At 64.2% G+C, this 13,597-nt stretch carries 15 protein-coding genes; 9 read left to right on the plus strand and 6 right to left on the minus strand.

What is annotated here, in order from left to right; all coding sequences use genetic code 11:
* Positions 1 to 36: 36 nt before the first annotated feature.
* The 5 genes from ACOJB8_RS21960 (at position 37) to ACOJB8_RS21980 (ending at position 4,171) form a co-directional block, all read left to right on the plus strand.
* Entirely contained in the window at positions 37 to 882 is an 846-nt protein-coding gene (locus tag ACOJB8_RS21960) for a gallate dioxygenase (RefSeq protein WP_069265777.1), read from the plus strand.
* Complete coding sequence (locus tag ACOJB8_RS21965) at positions 879 to 1,238, plus strand: protocatechuate 3,4-dioxygenase (protein ID WP_324157852.1); 360 nt, start codon at positions 879 to 881, stop codon at positions 1,236 to 1,238. Before ACOJB8_RS21960 ends, ACOJB8_RS21965 begins: the two co-directional genes overlap by 4 nt.
* Positions 1,239 to 1,491: 253 nt before the next feature.
* Positions 1,492 to 2,547: a porin gene (locus ACOJB8_RS21970; protein WP_475014327.1), complete on the plus strand. Its 1,056-nt coding sequence runs from the start codon at positions 1,492 to 1,494 to the stop codon at positions 2,545 to 2,547.
* Positions 2,548 to 2,707: 160 nt separating this feature from the next.
* Positions 2,708 to 3,817 carry an NAD(P)/FAD-dependent oxidoreductase gene (locus ACOJB8_RS21975; RefSeq protein WP_342949070.1) on the plus strand — a complete coding sequence of 370 codons (1,110 nt, stop codon included), beginning with the start codon at positions 2,708 to 2,710 and terminating at the stop codon, positions 3,815 to 3,817.
* Positions 3,818 to 3,877: 60 nt separating this feature from the next.
* Positions 3,878 to 4,171: an antibiotic biosynthesis monooxygenase family protein gene (locus ACOJB8_RS21980; RefSeq protein ID WP_028202455.1), complete on the plus strand. Its 294-nt coding sequence runs from the start codon at positions 3,878 to 3,880 to the stop codon at positions 4,169 to 4,171.
* 24 nt (positions 4,172 to 4,195) lie between these two features.
* On the opposite strand, the gene ACOJB8_RS21985 is transcribed toward ACOJB8_RS21980, so the two are convergent.
* Together ACOJB8_RS21985 and ACOJB8_RS21990 are read right to left on the minus strand one after the other, a co-directional pair.
* The gene (locus tag ACOJB8_RS21985; protein WP_475014174.1) at positions 4,196 to 5,317 is read right to left on the minus strand and encodes a CmpA/NrtA family ABC transporter substrate-binding protein; all 1,122 of its coding nucleotides are present in this window, start codon (positions 5,315 to 5,317) and stop codon (positions 4,196 to 4,198) included.
* A 19-nt stretch (positions 5,318 to 5,336) separates the two neighbouring features.
* Positions 5,337 to 5,921 carry an ANTAR domain-containing response regulator gene (locus ACOJB8_RS21990; RefSeq protein WP_069265976.1) on the minus strand — a complete coding sequence of 195 codons (585 nt, stop codon included), beginning with the start codon at positions 5,919 to 5,921 and terminating at the stop codon, positions 5,337 to 5,339.
* A 412-nt stretch (positions 5,922 to 6,333) separates the two neighbouring features.
* On the opposite strand from ACOJB8_RS21990, the gene ACOJB8_RS21995 reads away from it, so the two are divergent.
* Complete coding sequence (locus ACOJB8_RS21995) at positions 6,334 to 8,100, plus strand: SulP family inorganic anion transporter (protein WP_475014176.1); 1,767 nt, start codon at positions 6,334 to 6,336, stop codon at positions 8,098 to 8,100.
* Positions 8,101 to 8,164: 64 nt separating this feature from the next.
* Here ACOJB8_RS21995 and ACOJB8_RS22000 read toward each other — a convergent pair whose 3' ends face one another.
* The gene (locus ACOJB8_RS22000; protein WP_475014178.1) at positions 8,165 to 9,184 is read right to left on the minus strand and encodes an alcohol dehydrogenase; all 1,020 of its coding nucleotides are present in this window, start codon (positions 9,182 to 9,184) and stop codon (positions 8,165 to 8,167) included.
* Between the two features lie 149 nt (positions 9,185 to 9,333).
* On the minus strand, positions 9,334 to 10,302 hold the full coding sequence (locus tag ACOJB8_RS22005) for a LysR family transcriptional regulator (protein WP_475014180.1): 969 nt from the start codon (positions 10,300 to 10,302) through the stop codon (positions 9,334 to 9,336).
* 108 nt (positions 10,303 to 10,410) lie between these two features.
* On the opposite strand from ACOJB8_RS22005, the gene ACOJB8_RS22010 reads away from it, so the two are divergent.
* Complete coding sequence (locus tag ACOJB8_RS22010) at positions 10,411 to 10,812, plus strand: hypothetical protein (protein ID WP_475014181.1); 402 nt, start codon at positions 10,411 to 10,413, stop codon at positions 10,810 to 10,812.
* A gap of 26 nt (positions 10,813 to 10,838) precedes the next feature.
* On the plus strand, positions 10,839 to 11,039 hold the full coding sequence (locus tag ACOJB8_RS22015; RefSeq protein ID WP_475014183.1) for a hypothetical protein: 201 nt from the start codon (positions 10,839 to 10,841) through the stop codon (positions 11,037 to 11,039).
* A gap of 58 nt (positions 11,040 to 11,097) precedes the next feature.
* On the opposite strand, the gene ACOJB8_RS22020 is transcribed toward ACOJB8_RS22015, so the two are convergent.
* Positions 11,098 to 11,997: a LysR family transcriptional regulator gene (locus ACOJB8_RS22020; RefSeq protein WP_069265786.1), complete on the minus strand. Its 900-nt coding sequence runs from the start codon at positions 11,995 to 11,997 to the stop codon at positions 11,098 to 11,100.
* Positions 11,998 to 12,186: 189 nt separating this feature from the next.
* On the opposite strand from ACOJB8_RS22020, the gene ACOJB8_RS22025 reads away from it, so the two are divergent.
* Positions 12,187 to 12,963, plus strand: a complete 777-nt coding sequence (locus ACOJB8_RS22025) for an SDR family NAD(P)-dependent oxidoreductase (RefSeq protein WP_069265787.1) — start codon at positions 12,187 to 12,189, stop codon at positions 12,961 to 12,963.
* Here the strand turns inward: ACOJB8_RS22025 and ACOJB8_RS22030 are convergent.
* Positions 12,948 to 13,568, minus strand: a complete 621-nt coding sequence (locus ACOJB8_RS22030; RefSeq protein WP_475014185.1) for a TetR/AcrR family transcriptional regulator — start codon at positions 13,566 to 13,568, stop codon at positions 12,948 to 12,950. The genes ACOJB8_RS22025 and ACOJB8_RS22030 overlap by 16 nt on opposite strands.
* Between the last annotated feature and the right edge of the window lie 29 nt (positions 13,569 to 13,597).

The raw sequence follows: 13,597 nt of genomic DNA on the forward strand, positions 1-13,597 counted from the left end.
GAGTGCGCCGCATGAACAGCAGCAGAGGGCAAGATCATGGCAAGAATAGTGGGCGGCATCGGCACATCGCACGTGCCGACAATCGGCATGGCGTACGACAAGGGCAAGCAGAACGAACCCGCGTGGGCGCCGCTCTTCCAGGGGTACGAACCGGTGGCGAAGTGGCTCGCCGAGCGCAAGCCGGACGCGCTCGTGATGTTCTACAACGACCACGCCAACAGCTTCTTCTTCGACTGCTATCCCACCTTCGCGCTGGGCGTTTCCGCCACGCACGAGTTCGCCGACGAAGGCGCGGGCAAGCGCGCGCTGCCGGACATCGCGGGCCACCCCGATCTCGCGATCCATATTGCCGAGCAGCTCGTCAACGACGAGTTCGATCTCACGATCTTCCAGGACAAGCCGCTCGACCACGGCTGCAACTCGCCGCTTTCGCTCATGCTGCCGCACGAAGGCGGCTGGCCCGCGGCGCTGGTGCCGATCCAGGTGAATGTGCTCCAGTATCCGCTGCCCACGGCGAACCGCTGCTACCGGATCGGCCAGGCGCTGCGCCGCGCGATCGAATCGTTCGAGCAGGATCTCGACGTGGTGGTGGTCGGCACGGGCGGTCTTTCGCACCAGGTGCACGGCGAGCGCAGCGGTTACAACAACACCGAATGGGACATGGAGTTCCTCGACCTGATCGTGAACGATCCGGAGCGCCTCGCACGCATGAAGCACGTGGACTACGTGCGCCTTGGCGGCGCCGAAAGCGTGGAGACGATCATGTGGCTCGCCATGCGCGGGGCGCTGGGCGGCAAGATCCGCGAAGTCCATCGCAACTACTATCTCGCGACCAGCACGGCGATGGCGGTCACGGTGTACGAAGAAGAGGGCCAGCAATGAATCCGCAACTGGTTGGCATCGAGGAACTGACGGGCACCTACCCCTTCGACATTCGCCAGAGCATGAAGGCCATGCGCCTGAATCGCTTCTTCTGGGAAATGCGTCTGCCGCAAGCGCGCGATCTGTGGCTGCGCGACCGCACGGCCGCCTACGACGCCGCCGCGCTCACCAGCGAGGAGCGCGCGCTCGTCGACGCTACGGACTGGCTCGGCCTCATTCAATACGGCGTGTGCTTTTTCGTGCTCGAGAAGTTCGCGCGCGTGGTGAAGATCACGAATCTCGGCATGTACGCCAGTATGCGCGGCGAAACCCTCGAAGCGTTCCTGAAGACGCGCAAGGTGCCCGACGCAGTCTGAGCGTTTGCCCGACCGTTTGATTTCCTGATTGACTTTTGCGCTCGGGTGGGCATTTTGCCCACTCGAACGCGTTTGACCCGCGTGGCCCCACATGCCGCGCGCTCGCTTGCGGCTCGCCGGATCTCGGGGCGGCGAGAGCGCTACCCTTCGATGCTCGAATAAACATGTTTGTTCAAAACAGGAGACCTGGAGAATGCAGGATCATAAGCAGTACAAAAAGATTGCATGGGCGATTACGGGGGCCATCGGTGTGATGGCGTGTGCTGCACCGGCGTTCGCGCAGAGCAGCGTGACGCTCTACGGCATGATGGACACGGGCATTACCTACGTGAGCAACCAGGGCGGCAAGCACAACGTCAAGATGGACGACGGCGTGAACGGCCCGAACCTGTGGGGCATGACCGGCACGGAAGACCTGGGCGGCGGCACGAAGGCCTTCTTCCAGCTCGTCAACCAGTTCCAGGTGGACAACGGCGCGTTCATGCCGAACAAGAGTCTCTTCAGCCGTACGTCGATTCTGGGTCTGAGCAACGACAAGCTGGGCAAGCTCACGCTCGGCAACCAGTACGACTTCATGACGGACTCGCTGTATTTCGCGGGCAACGATCCGGCGGAGCTCTCGGGCCACTTCTACGATTTCCGCGCAGGTCCGTTCCGGAAGCTCGCGCTGCCGAACAACCCGACTGGTTCGTTCGACTGGGACCGCATGGCTGGCGAAACCGTCAACAACTCGGTGAAGTATCTGTCGCCGACGTTCGGCGGCTTCAGCGCGGGCGCGATGTACAGCTTCGGCGGCGTGGCCGGTTCGATCGGCACGGCCAATGGCACGAGCTTCGCGCTGAACTACTCGGCACATGATTTCGGCGTGAACGCGGCCTATACGAACCTCAAGACCGTCGTGACGGGCGAAGGCGACGTGAGCGTGCGCAACTGGGGTATCGGCGCGCACTACCGTTTCGGCGGCTGGATCACGAACGCGCTCTTCACCACCGTGCACAACTCGGCCAACGGCGGCTCGGTGTATCAGGGCTCGGTGGGCGCGCACTACAACTTCACGCCTGCACTCAGCGCCGGCGCGTCGTACATGTACATGAAGGGCAACGACGTGGTCGACAACAATCACGCGCACCAGGTCGCGGCGATCGTCGATTACGCGCTTTCCAAGCGCACCAGCGTGTACGTGCTGGGCGTGTACCAGCGCGCCAGCTCGGGCGGTCTCGCGCAGATCAACGGCATGAACTCCTCGGACGGCGCTTCGAGCGGTCAGAGCCAGGCGGTTGCGCGCGTGGGCCTGCATACGCACTTCTGATGCACCGCTAGCTTCATCATCTCCGGCAGTTGTTTGACGCCGCCCGATCGGCTGATCGGGCGGCGTTTTTTCATGGTGCGCATCCTTTCACGAAAGGCTCGCGAATTGGGCAAAATAACGCCAGTCGCAACAGCACTCGCGTGACGAGAAAGGAAGTTTCATGACGGATACGGTGGATTGCGTCGTGATCGGCGCGGGCGTGGTCGGTCTCGCGGTTGCGCGCGCGTGCGCGCAGCAGGGCTGGGAAACCGTCCTCGTCGAGGCGGAAAACGCCATCGGCACGGGCACCAGCTCGCGCAACAGCGAAGTGATACACGCGGGCATTTACTACCCGCAAGGCTCACTCAAGGCGCGGCTGTGCGTGCAAGGCAAGCACAAGCTTTACGCGTATTGCGAAGAGAAGGGCGTGGAGTTCAGCCGTTGCGGCAAGTTCATCGTCGCGACGCACGAAGGGCAGCTCGATGCGCTGCGCGCGATTCGCGCGGCGGCCGCCGCCAATGGCGTGGACGACCTGCGCTGGCTCGACCGTGGCGAGGCGCGCGCACGGGAACCCGCGCTCGAGTGCGTGGCGGCGCTCGAATCGCCCTCCACGGGCATTGTCGACAGCCACGGTTTGATGCTCGCGCTACAGGGCGACTTTGAAGCGGCGGGCGGCATGCTCGCGTTTTGCTCGCCGGTCACGGGGGGCCTCGTGCGGCCGGGCCAGCCGACGCTCCTCAAGGTAGGCGGCGACGAGCCGATGGAATTGCTCGCCACGCGCGTGGTGAACAGTGCGGGCCTCTACGCGCAGCAGATCGCGGCATGCATCGAAGGCGTGCCGGCGCAATCGATTCCGCCGGGGCGCTACGCGAAGGGCAATTACTACTCGCTGGCGGGCGCGGCGCCGTTTTCGCGGCTCATCTATCCGGTGCCGGAGGAAGGGGGCCTGGGCGTGCATCTGACGATCGACCTGGGCGGCCAGGCGCGCTTCGGTCCGGACGTGGAATGGATCGACACGATCGACTACACCGTGGACCCAGGCCGCGCGGCGAAATTCTACGAGGCGATTCGCACTTACTGGCCCGCGCTGCCTGACGACGCGCTGCAACCGGGTTATGCTGGCATTCGCCCGAAGCTGGCCGAGGGCAAGCATGGCGGCGACTTCGCGATCCAGGACGCGCGCGAGCACGGCGTGAGCGGGCTCGTGAACCTCTACGGCATCGAGTCGCCTGGGCTGACGGCTTCGCTCGCGATTGCGGACGAAGTCATCGAACGCCTGAAAACACACTGACTGCAGTGGCGGATCAAACGCGAATCAACGCGAATCAACGCGAATCACAAGGAGAACAGGATGGTCTACGAGATGGCGCATATCACGGTGAGCGCAGGCAAGAACGCCGAATTCGAGGCAAACGTGGCGCAGGCGCTGCCGCTCTTTCATCGCGCACGCGGCTGCCGCAGCGTGGAATTGCAACGCGGCGTGGAAGAGCCGAACCAGTATGTGCTCGTCGTGCAGTGGGATACCGTCGAAGATCACATGGTGCACTTTCGCGAGTCCGATGACTTTCAGGAATGGCGCCGGCTCGTCGGCCCGTACTTCGAGAAGCCGCCTGTCGTGGGGCACACGCAGGTCGTCGTGAAGTAAGCGGCTGGGCGCGGCCAGCCGCGCTTACGCCTTGATACCGAATCCCTCCACATACCCCACCGCGTCCTCCCCGTCCCAAACGCGTCCATCGACGAACGGCGCGGTGGCCGTCTCTGCCGGCAGCGCGATTCCCATCGCCGCCGCCGCTTGCCCGTACAGCGCGGTATGGTTCAAGCCGCGCGCGATCTCGCGATAGTCGCTTCGGCGCGCGAGCATGCCCCATCGTTCGAACTGTGTCAGAAACCATACGCCTTCGGATTCGTGCGGATAGTTCACGCGGCCTTCCTCGAAGAACTTCATGCCCGGCGCGCGTGATGCCGGGTCCGCTTCGAGCCGTGCCGCGATCAGCGCGGCGTCCACCCCCAGCATCTCCGGGCGCGCGAGCCATTGCGCAATCTCGCGTCGATTGCCTTCGCCGTCCAGCCAGCGGCACGCTTCGAGCATCGTCTGTACGAGCGCGCGCGCCGTGTTCGGATGGCGCACCACGAAATCGCGCCGGCAGGCGAGCACCTTCTCGGGATGATCCGGCCAGATCGCCCCGCTCGCGATGATCGTGCGTCCTACGCCGCGCTGCTGCGCGAGCCCTGGCCACGGCTCGCCCACGCACAGGCCGTCGAGGCGATCTTCGGCGAGCGCGGCCACCATCTGCGGCGGCGGGATCACCACGCTCTCGATGTCGATCAGCGGATGCACGCCTTGCGAAGCGAGCCAGTAGTACAGCCACATCGCGTGCGTGCCGGTGGGGAAGGTCTGCGCGAACACGGGCTTGCGCGCGAGCGTGGCGAGCGCGCGCGGCAGCGAGCCGTGTTCGGCGAGCGCATCTGAGAGACGGTTCGAGAGCGTAATGGCCTGGCCGTTGCGGTTGAGCACCATCAGCACGGCCATGTCGGTCTGCGGGCCGCCCAGGCCGAGCTGCACGCCATAGACGAGGCCGTAGAGCGAATGCGCGGCGTCGAGTTCACCGGACAGCAGCTTGTCGCGCAGCGCCGCCCACGAGGGCTGGCGCGAGAGCTCGAGCGTGAGGCCGTGCGCGTGGCCGAACTCCAGCAGCTTCGCGGCGACGAGCGGCGCGGCGTCGGCGAGCGGCACGAAGCCGATCTTCAGATGGGTTTTCTCGGGCGCGGCGAGGGTAGGGGTGGCGTTCATGGGCGAGCTTCGTTCCTGCTCAATCGGGTCGTTCCTGCGCTTGCGCGAGCGCGACGATCTGGCGGGCGACTTCGGCGAGCTTCACGCTCTCGTTCATCGCGCGTTTGCGCAGCGCCGCGTAGGCCGCGGGTTCGGTCAGCTTCTGTTGCTCCATCAGGATGCGCTTCGCGCGGTCGATCAGCTTGCGCTCGGCCAGTTCGTTTTCGGCCTGCGTGAGACGCTCGCGCAACTGCGCTTCCTGTGCAAAGCGCGCGAGCGCGACTTCGAGGATCGGTGCAAGGCGCTCGCTCGCGAGCCCTTCCACGAGATAGGCGGTCACACCCGCATTCACGGCCGAGCGGATCAACTGCTGGTTGGCGTCGTGGCTGAACATCAGCACCGGGCGCGGCGCGGTGGCGTTCATCACCGCGAGTTGTTCGAGCGTGTCGCGCGAGGGCGACTCGGTGTCGATGATGATGACGTCGGGCCGCTCGCGCTCGACGACGCGATGCAGCGCCTGCGGCGTGGCGGGCTCGGCGAGCATGTCGTAGCCGAGCTTGGCGAGCGCGTCGCGCAGGTCGCCGATAGGCTTGTCGGTGTCGGTTACGAGCAGTACGCGCAGCATGAGGATTCGGTGGTCGTCGGCATGACGTCTTCGACGGTTAATCGGTGCATTGCGCGCCATCGCTGGGCGCGCATGAGGGTTCAGCAAGGTGCGTGCCAGTTTGTCCGTTGGCCGCGAAGCCATGCCCGTTGGGGTTTTGGGTGCGCCTCGCAAAAACTCGGCGCGAGATGTGTTGTGCACCGCAGCAGTGCGATGGGCGATACGGCGCACCCCGTTGGCGCAGTGGTCGCGCGCGATGCCCGAAAAAGTGCGGGAGGGCAGCATGAATCCGCGCTCAGGACTCCGGCGTCAAGACAGGGGGACCGCGGCGTCTTTTGTGACACGCATATTTCACCTATTCTTTTTAGCGCACGCCGTCGGCTCCACGATTCCCAGCGCCAGCATTCTCACGACAATTAACCGGCCAATGGAAATGGAAAGACCTGCTTCCCCCAACGCACAGCCCGCCAGTGCCAGCGCAAGCCAGCCCTGGTTGCGCTGGCTGCCCGGCGTCACGTTGTTCAGGACTTATCAACGCGCCTGGTTGCTCAACGATCTCGCTGCGGGACTCGTGCTGACCACCATGCTCGTGCCGGTCGGCATCGCCTACGCGGCGGCGTCCGGTGTGCCGGGTGTATACGGTCTCTATGCCACGATCATTCCGCTGCTGGCCTACGCCATTTTCGGGCCCAGCCGCATTCTCGTGCTCGGCCCCGACTCCGCGCTTGCCGCGCCGATACTCGCCGTGGTGGTGCAGGTAGCGGGCGGCGACCCCGCACGCGCCATCGGCGTGGCGAGCATGATGGCGATCGTTTCCGGGCTTGTCTGCGTGGTCATGGGGCTGTTGCGCCTCGGCTTCATCACGGAGCTGCTGTCCAAGCCCATTCGATATGGCTACATGAACGGCATTGCGCTCGCCGTGCTCATTAGCCAGTTGCCGAAGCTCTTCGCCATCTCCATCGACGAGCAGGGGCCGATGAGAGACCTGCTCAGCCTCGCCCAGGGCGTCGCGCGCGGCGAGGCGAACTGGTACAGCTTCGCCGTGGGTGCGGGAAGCCTCGTGCTGATCCTCGCGCTCAAGCGCTTCGATAAAGTACCCGGCATCCTGATTGCCGTGATCGTGGCCACGCTCTCGGTCAGTCTCTTTCATCTCGACACCGTGGGCGTGAAAGTGCTGGGCACGATTCCCCAGGGTTTGCCTGGACTCTCGCTGCCATGGGTCGCCAACGCGGACCTGGTCAAGATCGTGCTGGGCGGCGCGGCCGTCGCGTTGATCGCTTTCGCCGATACGAGCGTGCTCTCGCGCACCTATGCAGCGCGCTTTCATGCGCGCGTCGACCCGAACCAGGAGATGGTGGGCCTCGGCGTGGCGAACTTCGCGGCCGGCTTGTTCCAGGGCTTTCCGATCAGCAGCAGCGCCTCGCGCACGCCGGTTGCCGAAGCCGCAGGTGCACGCACCCAGCTAACCGGCGTAGTCGGCGCGCTCGCCGTGGCGGCGCTGCTCATGGTCGCGCCCAATCTGTTGCGCTATTTGCCCAATAGCGCGCTCGCCGCCGTGGTGATCGCCGCCGCGCTCGGCCTGTTCGAAATCGCGGATCTCAAACGCATCTACCGGATTCAGCAGTGGGAGTTCTGGCTGTCGATCGGTTGCTTCGTGGCAGTCGCGGTCTTCGGGGCGATTCCCGGCATTGGACTTGCCGTCCTGATCGCCGTGATCGAATTCCTCTGGGACGGCTGGCGGCCCCATTTCGCAGTGCTCGGCCGTGTGGAGGGCGTGCGCGGCTATCACGACATCGAGCGCTATCCCGAAGCGGTGCGCACGCCGGGACTCGTGCTGTTTCGCTGGGACGCGCCGCTGTTTTTCGCGAATGCCGAATTGTTTCAGCAGCGCCTGATGGAGGCGGTGGAAGCGTCGCCCACGCCGGTGCGCCGGGTCGTGGTGGCGGCGGAGCCCGTGACGAGTGTGGACGTCACGTCCGCCGACATGCTGCGCGAACTGGCTCATACGTTGCGCGAGCGCGGCATCGCGCTGCATTTCGCTGAGATGAAGGACCCGGTGCGCGACAAGCTCAAGCGCTTCGATTTGCTCGAAGACATCGGTCCGGAGCGCTTCGATCCGACCGTGAGCAGTGCTGTCGATCGCTATGTCGACGAGACCGGCCTCGCGAAGGACGAGGCCGGGCCGCAAACGGGACGGTAGTGAAAAGCCGATGCGGTGCCAGCCTCCCAGCGCCGCATCGCACCGCACTTCGCCTCGATGCGCGTCAGGCGCCGGGCTTGAGCACCACGCGAAAGCGCGCCTTGCCGCTCATCATCCGTTCATAGGCTTCTGCCGCGCGCGACAGCGGATATTCTTCGATCATCGGCTTCACCCCCGAGAGCGCGCTGAATGCCAGGGTATCCTGAGAATCGGCGGCGGTGCCCGAGGGCCAGCCCTGCACTGAGTGGCGGCCCATGATGAACTGCGTGATCGGCACTTCCACGGGCTCCTCCGATACGCCGATCATGATCAGCTTGCCGTTCAGGCCGAGCCCGCCCAGCGCAGCGCTCATGGCTTTGCCGCTCGTGGCCGTGGCGAGGATCACGCGCGCGCCGCCCAGCGCGAGCAAGGCTTGCGCGACGTCCTGCGAGGAACTGTCGATGTAGTGATGCGCGCCGAGCTGTTTCGCGAGCGGCGCCTTGTCCTGCCCGCGCGCGATGGCGACGGTGACGAAGCCCATTTTGCGGGCGTACTGCACGCCGAGATGGCCGAGACCGCCTATGCCGAGAATCGCCACGACATCGCCCGCGCGTGCGCCGCTGTTGCGCAGCGCGTTGAAGGTGGTGATGCCCGCGCACAGGAGCGGCGCGGCGTCGACGTCGGAGAGGTCGTCGGGCATGCGTGCGAGCGCTTCCTGCGGCGCCACCATGTAGTCGGCATAGCCGCCGTCGTAGCTGATGCCGGGAATCTGCCCGTTCTTGCAGAGCACGAAGTCGCCGTGACGGCAGTGTTCGCAATGGCCGCAGTGTCCGCCGTGCCAGCCCACGCCGATGCGCTGACCAACCTTCCATTCGTCGACGCGCGGGCCAAGCTTTTCGATCACGCCTGCGATCTCGTGGCCGGGCACGCGAGGGAACTGCAGGCCGGGCCACTGGCCTTCCTTCGTGAGGGAATCGCTATGGCAGATCCCGCAGGCCTGCACCTTGACGAGGACGTGTCCCTCGGACGGCTCGGGAATATCGCGCTCGACCAGTTCGAGAGGGGCGCCGGGTTTTGCTACCTGCACTACGTGCATCTTTGGCATCGTCTGCTCCTGGGAAAGAGAGGTTTGCACCGGTGATGTCGTGGCGACGTATGGCTATGCGACATTGTAGGACGATGGTGCGAGCGCTTCGCGCTGCGCGGCGTAGGGGATGTTTGTTAGCGTTCGGCGTTTGTGAATGCTTTGCGGCATCAGCTTTCTATTCGCGACCCTGCGCGTTTTGCATCAGCTTTTACGCGGACTTTTCCATCGCCCGCCGTGCGGCTCTTCATATGGTCGATGAACGCGCGCAGTTTCGGCATGACCTGCCGGCGGTCCGGATAGCAGAGAAACACCCCGGGCCTCATCGGCGCGTAGGCCGCCAGCACCTCGATCAGTTCACCCGATCTCAACCCGGCAGCGGCCAGCGGCTCGGGTACCTGGGCGAGGCCCAGTCCTTCTAACGCAGCGCCCAGCACGGTGGGAAAGTCACTGGCGATGAGGGGGCCGGATACGGCGATCTCGATCGGCTCGTCTTCGTCGTTGAAGGACCATAGGGCGAGCGCGCCGTTGGACCGCCGCCATCGCAAGCAGGCATGCTGGCGCAGGTCGTTCGGGTGAGCGGGCGGGCCTGACCCGGCGAAGTAGCCCGGGCTGCCGACGACGATGAGACGGAACGGCGGCGTCATCGGCACCGCGACCATATCGGGAGCAACGAGATGACCCTGCCGGACAGCGGCGTCGAAGCCTTCGGCAGCAAGGTCGGTCACCTCCTTGCTCGCAGCAAGCTCCACCTCGACCTCGGGATAAGCCTTGCAGAACGATGTGACCAGCTCAAGCAGAGTGGGGATCACCGCGCGCGGCGCCGAGAGGCGCAGCAATCCCGCCGGTCGCTGGCCGAGTCCACGCGCCAGCTCACTGGCGGCGACCAGCTCCTCGAAGGCGGGCTTGGCGCGCGCGAAAAACCGTTCGCCGGCTTCGGTCAAGCCGACACTGCGCGAGTTGCGGATGAAGAGCGCTGCGCCAATGCGCGCTTCGAGTACACGTACTGTCTGGCTGATAGCCGAGGGCGTCACACCGAGCTCCGCGGCCGCCTTGCGAAAACTGCGATGCCGGGCAACGCTCAGGAACACTTCCACGCCGTCCAGCGCGCCCTGCCTGACTGTGAAGTTCTGCTTCATGGCCCGTCAACAATGTGATGGATAGCCGCGTGCGAATAGCGATGATACCTTGGCACCAGCCATTGGGCCGGAGCATCAGCGGCTCGCACCACAGTCACTGGACGCTGAATGAAACGCCTTCTTCTTAATTCGACCATCGCCTCTGTGCTGGTCGCTTCTGCTGGAGTTTCCATGTCGCAAACCATGCCTATGCCTGCCACGCCAACCACGAAGATTCTGGCGATCGGCACTTTTCCGCCGGGCACGGACATGCAACTTGTCCAACACACGCTGCCGACCGAAGTGCGCGAGACGGCGCAGCTTTACCTCGAGGGCAAGATTGATCAGTGGTATTCACTGCAAGACCAGCCCGGGGTGGCATTCATCCTGAACGTAACGGACGTCGACCAAGCGCATGAAATGCTCGAGGCACTGCCCTTGGGGAAAGCGCATTTGATGACGTTCTCGCTCTTCCCAATAGGCCCGCTGAAGCCGTTGAGCAAGCTTTTGAATTCGCCTGCCCCCCAGTAGCAGGCACTGGAGCGTCCGGAGCATGCTTGCTTGCATCACATATCAACGTTTTGAAACCCCTTTCAATCATGACTGGAAACGCCTTCTTCTCGACCAACCTGCTGCTTGCCTACACAGCGTATTTCGTCGGCACCGCGAGTGCCGGGCCGAGCAACGCTTTGGGCGACGGTCGCAGCGCTGTCGTATTCGGGATCGCCGGGATCAAACTCCTGGCGACGCGTTTCTAGTCCGGTTTCAGACTTCGCCTTCGCGTTGAACTGACGTTCGCTCTTCGGGGCGCGCCAGCTACTCACGCAACGTTGCGAGGGGAAGTCTGGCAACCAGTTCGTCGAATACGACACGGACTCGCCTCGACACCGGGCCGCGTTGGGGACGGTAGACGTATAGCTTCCAGGGATCGGGATCGAGGCGAGGTAGAAGCCGGACGAGTTGACCTCGCTGAATGTAAGGCCGAATCAGATATTCGGTGCATTGGCTGAAGCCAATTCCAGCGCAAGCTGCTTCGACCTCCACGGAAGTATCGTTGGTTACGAATGCAGGTGCAGCCGGCTGGAAGTGGCGTTCGCCGCGGAACATCCATGGCCACGGACGACCGCTTGCGGGGTCGATCAGGCACGTGACAGGCAGTGCTTCGAGGTCCTTCAAGTTCTTCGGTTCTCCCAACCGCGCGATCAATGCAGGCGACGCGACAGTCCACACCGGTAGTGGACCGATAGCGCGCGCGACAAACCGGTTGTCGCCAATTGCGCCCACACGCACGCCCAGGTCGATCTGCTCGTCCACGACGGCCGAGGGGGCATCCGAGAGTCTGAGATCGGCAATCAGACCGGAATGGCGGGCCATCAATTCCATCAAAATCGGCTGTACGTAGTAGCGGCCCAAGGCTGACGGCGCAGTAATGCGCACAACGCCCATTGCGTCATCGCTCATGCTTGCCTGGCCGAACAGACCGTCGACGCCTGCTAGCGCGGCCTGCGCGCGTGCGACGAACGACTGGCCGAAGGTCGTGATCTGCACGCGTCGCGTATTGCGATGGAACAGGGTTTCCCTCAGTTGCTCCTCCAGCTCACGCACCGCGCGCGTGACCACTTGCGGCGAAACGCCGAGTCGCGCGGCGGCTTCGCGAAAGCTCGTACATGACGAGGCGGCCAGGAAGATCCTCAGGAGATCAAGGCGATTGAGCATGATTGTTCCTGCGCTGAGAATGACGAGTCATTGTCGTTGAAAATTCCCAAATCAGGAATTGTGAAAGCGCGATTATTCCATTCACCTTCGAGGGCTGGGTATCCATACTTCGTTCCAGGCGTGAGGCAATGTAGCCGTGACAAGCGCGCCAGACCCTGCGCAATATCCACTGGAACCAAGGACGACATCATGAACACGATCAGCACACAACGGCAGCTCGAAGGCAAGATTGCACTCGTGACCGGCGCAAGCTCCGGTATCGGCCGCGCTTCGGCCGTCGAACTCGCCCGCCGCGGCGCAAAGGTCGTCGTGGCGGCCCGCCGCAAGGACGAACTCGACCAGCTCGTGCAGCAGATTTCGGGCGAGGGTGGCGAAGCGTCGACCTTCGTGGCGGACGTTTCGAAAGAGGTCGACATCGAGCGTCTCGTCGATTACACGGTGCAGACCTACGGGCGCCTTGACATCGCCTTCAACAATGCGGGAACCGAGGGCGTATTCGCGCCGCTCATCGAACAGGATTCCGAAAGATTCGACATGGTCTTCGACCTGAACGTGCGCGGCGTGCTGAACGCGATGAAATACGAAGCGCAGGTCATGCTCGAGCAAGGCGCGGGCAGCATCATCAACAACGCCTCGATGGGCGGCCTGATCGGTTTCGCGAACGCGTCGGTGTATATCGCGAGCAAGCACGCGGTAGTCGGCATGACCAAATCGGCGTCGATCGAATGGTTCCGCCAAGGCATACGCGTAAACGCACTGTGCCCGGGGTTGATCGAGACGCCGTTCCATCATCGCGGCATCTGGCCATCGGCCGAAGTGCAGCAGCAGTTCGCCGCCGGCACGCCCGCTGGCCGCTGGGGCACCGCGCAGGAGATGGCGACGATCGTGGCGTTCCTCGCCTCCGACGACTCGAGCTACGTTTCAGGCCACGCGCTGGTGGCCGACGGCGGCTACTCGGTCGCCTGACCGGTGGAGCGGGTGCGTTTGCGAGGCTTGACCAGTCTTTCGACCGCATCCTCGGTCACCTGCTTGAACAGCTCGACGTTCGCATACGCCCGCGCGGCGAGCATGGCGCCGTAGACCAGCGAGACGAGCGTGGCCGCTTCGGCGTGAACCGACGACTCCAGTTTGAGGAGATCGCCCTTCACGCCGGCTTCGAGCACCCGCTCGAGCCACGCCGTCAGGTGATCGAAGAACGTCTTCACACCTTGAGCCACTTCTTCGGGCAGCGAAGGCAGTTCGGCGCCCAGCATGCCCGCGACACAGAACGGAGCCGTGTCGTCGGCAATGCAGCGCTCCCAATGGCCGATGTAGGCGCGCAACTGTGCGATGGCGTCCGCGCCGCTCGCCTCCAGCGCCGCCACATCGGCGTCGAGCGCTTCCTGCCACGCGTCCAGCACCGCCACCACGAGATCGGTCTTGGCGGGGAAATGGTGGTGAATGCTGGCCTTGCGAATGTCGATCGCATCCGCGATGTCGGCATAGCTGAAGCCGTTGTAGCCGCGCCGCATGATGAGCTGCCGTCCCGCCGCGATGATCCTGTCGGCCGTCAGTTCGCCGCTTACTGTCATTTTGCCTACCATCTAGTCGGTTGAATTAC

The organism is Paraburkholderia sp. BR10141, from assembly GCF_056155635.1.

Coding starts and splice junctions, on each gene's coding strand:
- ACOJB8_RS21960 (WP_069265777.1), top strand. CDS start 37: ATGGCAAGAATAGTGGGCGGCATCGGCACATCGCACGTGCCGACAATC.
- ACOJB8_RS21965 (WP_324157852.1), top strand. CDS start 879: ATGAATCCGCAACTGGTTGGCATCGAGGAACTGACGGGCACCTACCCC.
- ACOJB8_RS21970 (WP_475014327.1), top strand. CDS start 1,492: ATGGCGTGTGCTGCACCGGCGTTCGCGCAGAGCAGCGTGACGCTCTAC.
- ACOJB8_RS21975 (WP_342949070.1), top strand. CDS start 2,708: ATGACGGATACGGTGGATTGCGTCGTGATCGGCGCGGGCGTGGTCGGT.
- ACOJB8_RS21980 (WP_028202455.1), top strand. CDS start 3,878: ATGGTCTACGAGATGGCGCATATCACGGTGAGCGCAGGCAAGAACGCC.
- ACOJB8_RS21985 (WP_475014174.1), bottom strand. CDS start 5,317: ATGAACGCCACCCCTACCCTCGCCGCGCCCGAGAAAACCCATCTGAAG.
- ACOJB8_RS21990 (WP_069265976.1), bottom strand. CDS start 5,921: ATGCTGCGCGTACTGCTCGTAACCGACACCGACAAGCCTATCGGCGAC.
- ACOJB8_RS21995 (WP_475014176.1), top strand. CDS start 6,334: ATGGAAAGACCTGCTTCCCCCAACGCACAGCCCGCCAGTGCCAGCGCA.
- ACOJB8_RS22000 (WP_475014178.1), bottom strand. CDS start 9,184: ATGCCAAAGATGCACGTAGTGCAGGTAGCAAAACCCGGCGCCCCTCTC.
- ACOJB8_RS22005 (WP_475014180.1), bottom strand. CDS start 10,302: ATGAAGCAGAACTTCACAGTCAGGCAGGGCGCGCTGGACGGCGTGGAA.
- ACOJB8_RS22010 (WP_475014181.1), top strand. CDS start 10,411: ATGAAACGCCTTCTTCTTAATTCGACCATCGCCTCTGTGCTGGTCGCT.
- ACOJB8_RS22020 (WP_069265786.1), bottom strand. CDS start 11,997: ATGCTCAATCGCCTTGATCTCCTGAGGATCTTCCTGGCCGCCTCGTCA.
- ACOJB8_RS22025 (WP_069265787.1), top strand. CDS start 12,187: ATGAACACGATCAGCACACAACGGCAGCTCGAAGGCAAGATTGCACTC.
- ACOJB8_RS22030 (WP_475014185.1), bottom strand. CDS start 13,568: ATGACAGTAAGCGGCGAACTGACGGCCGACAGGATCATCGCGGCGGGA.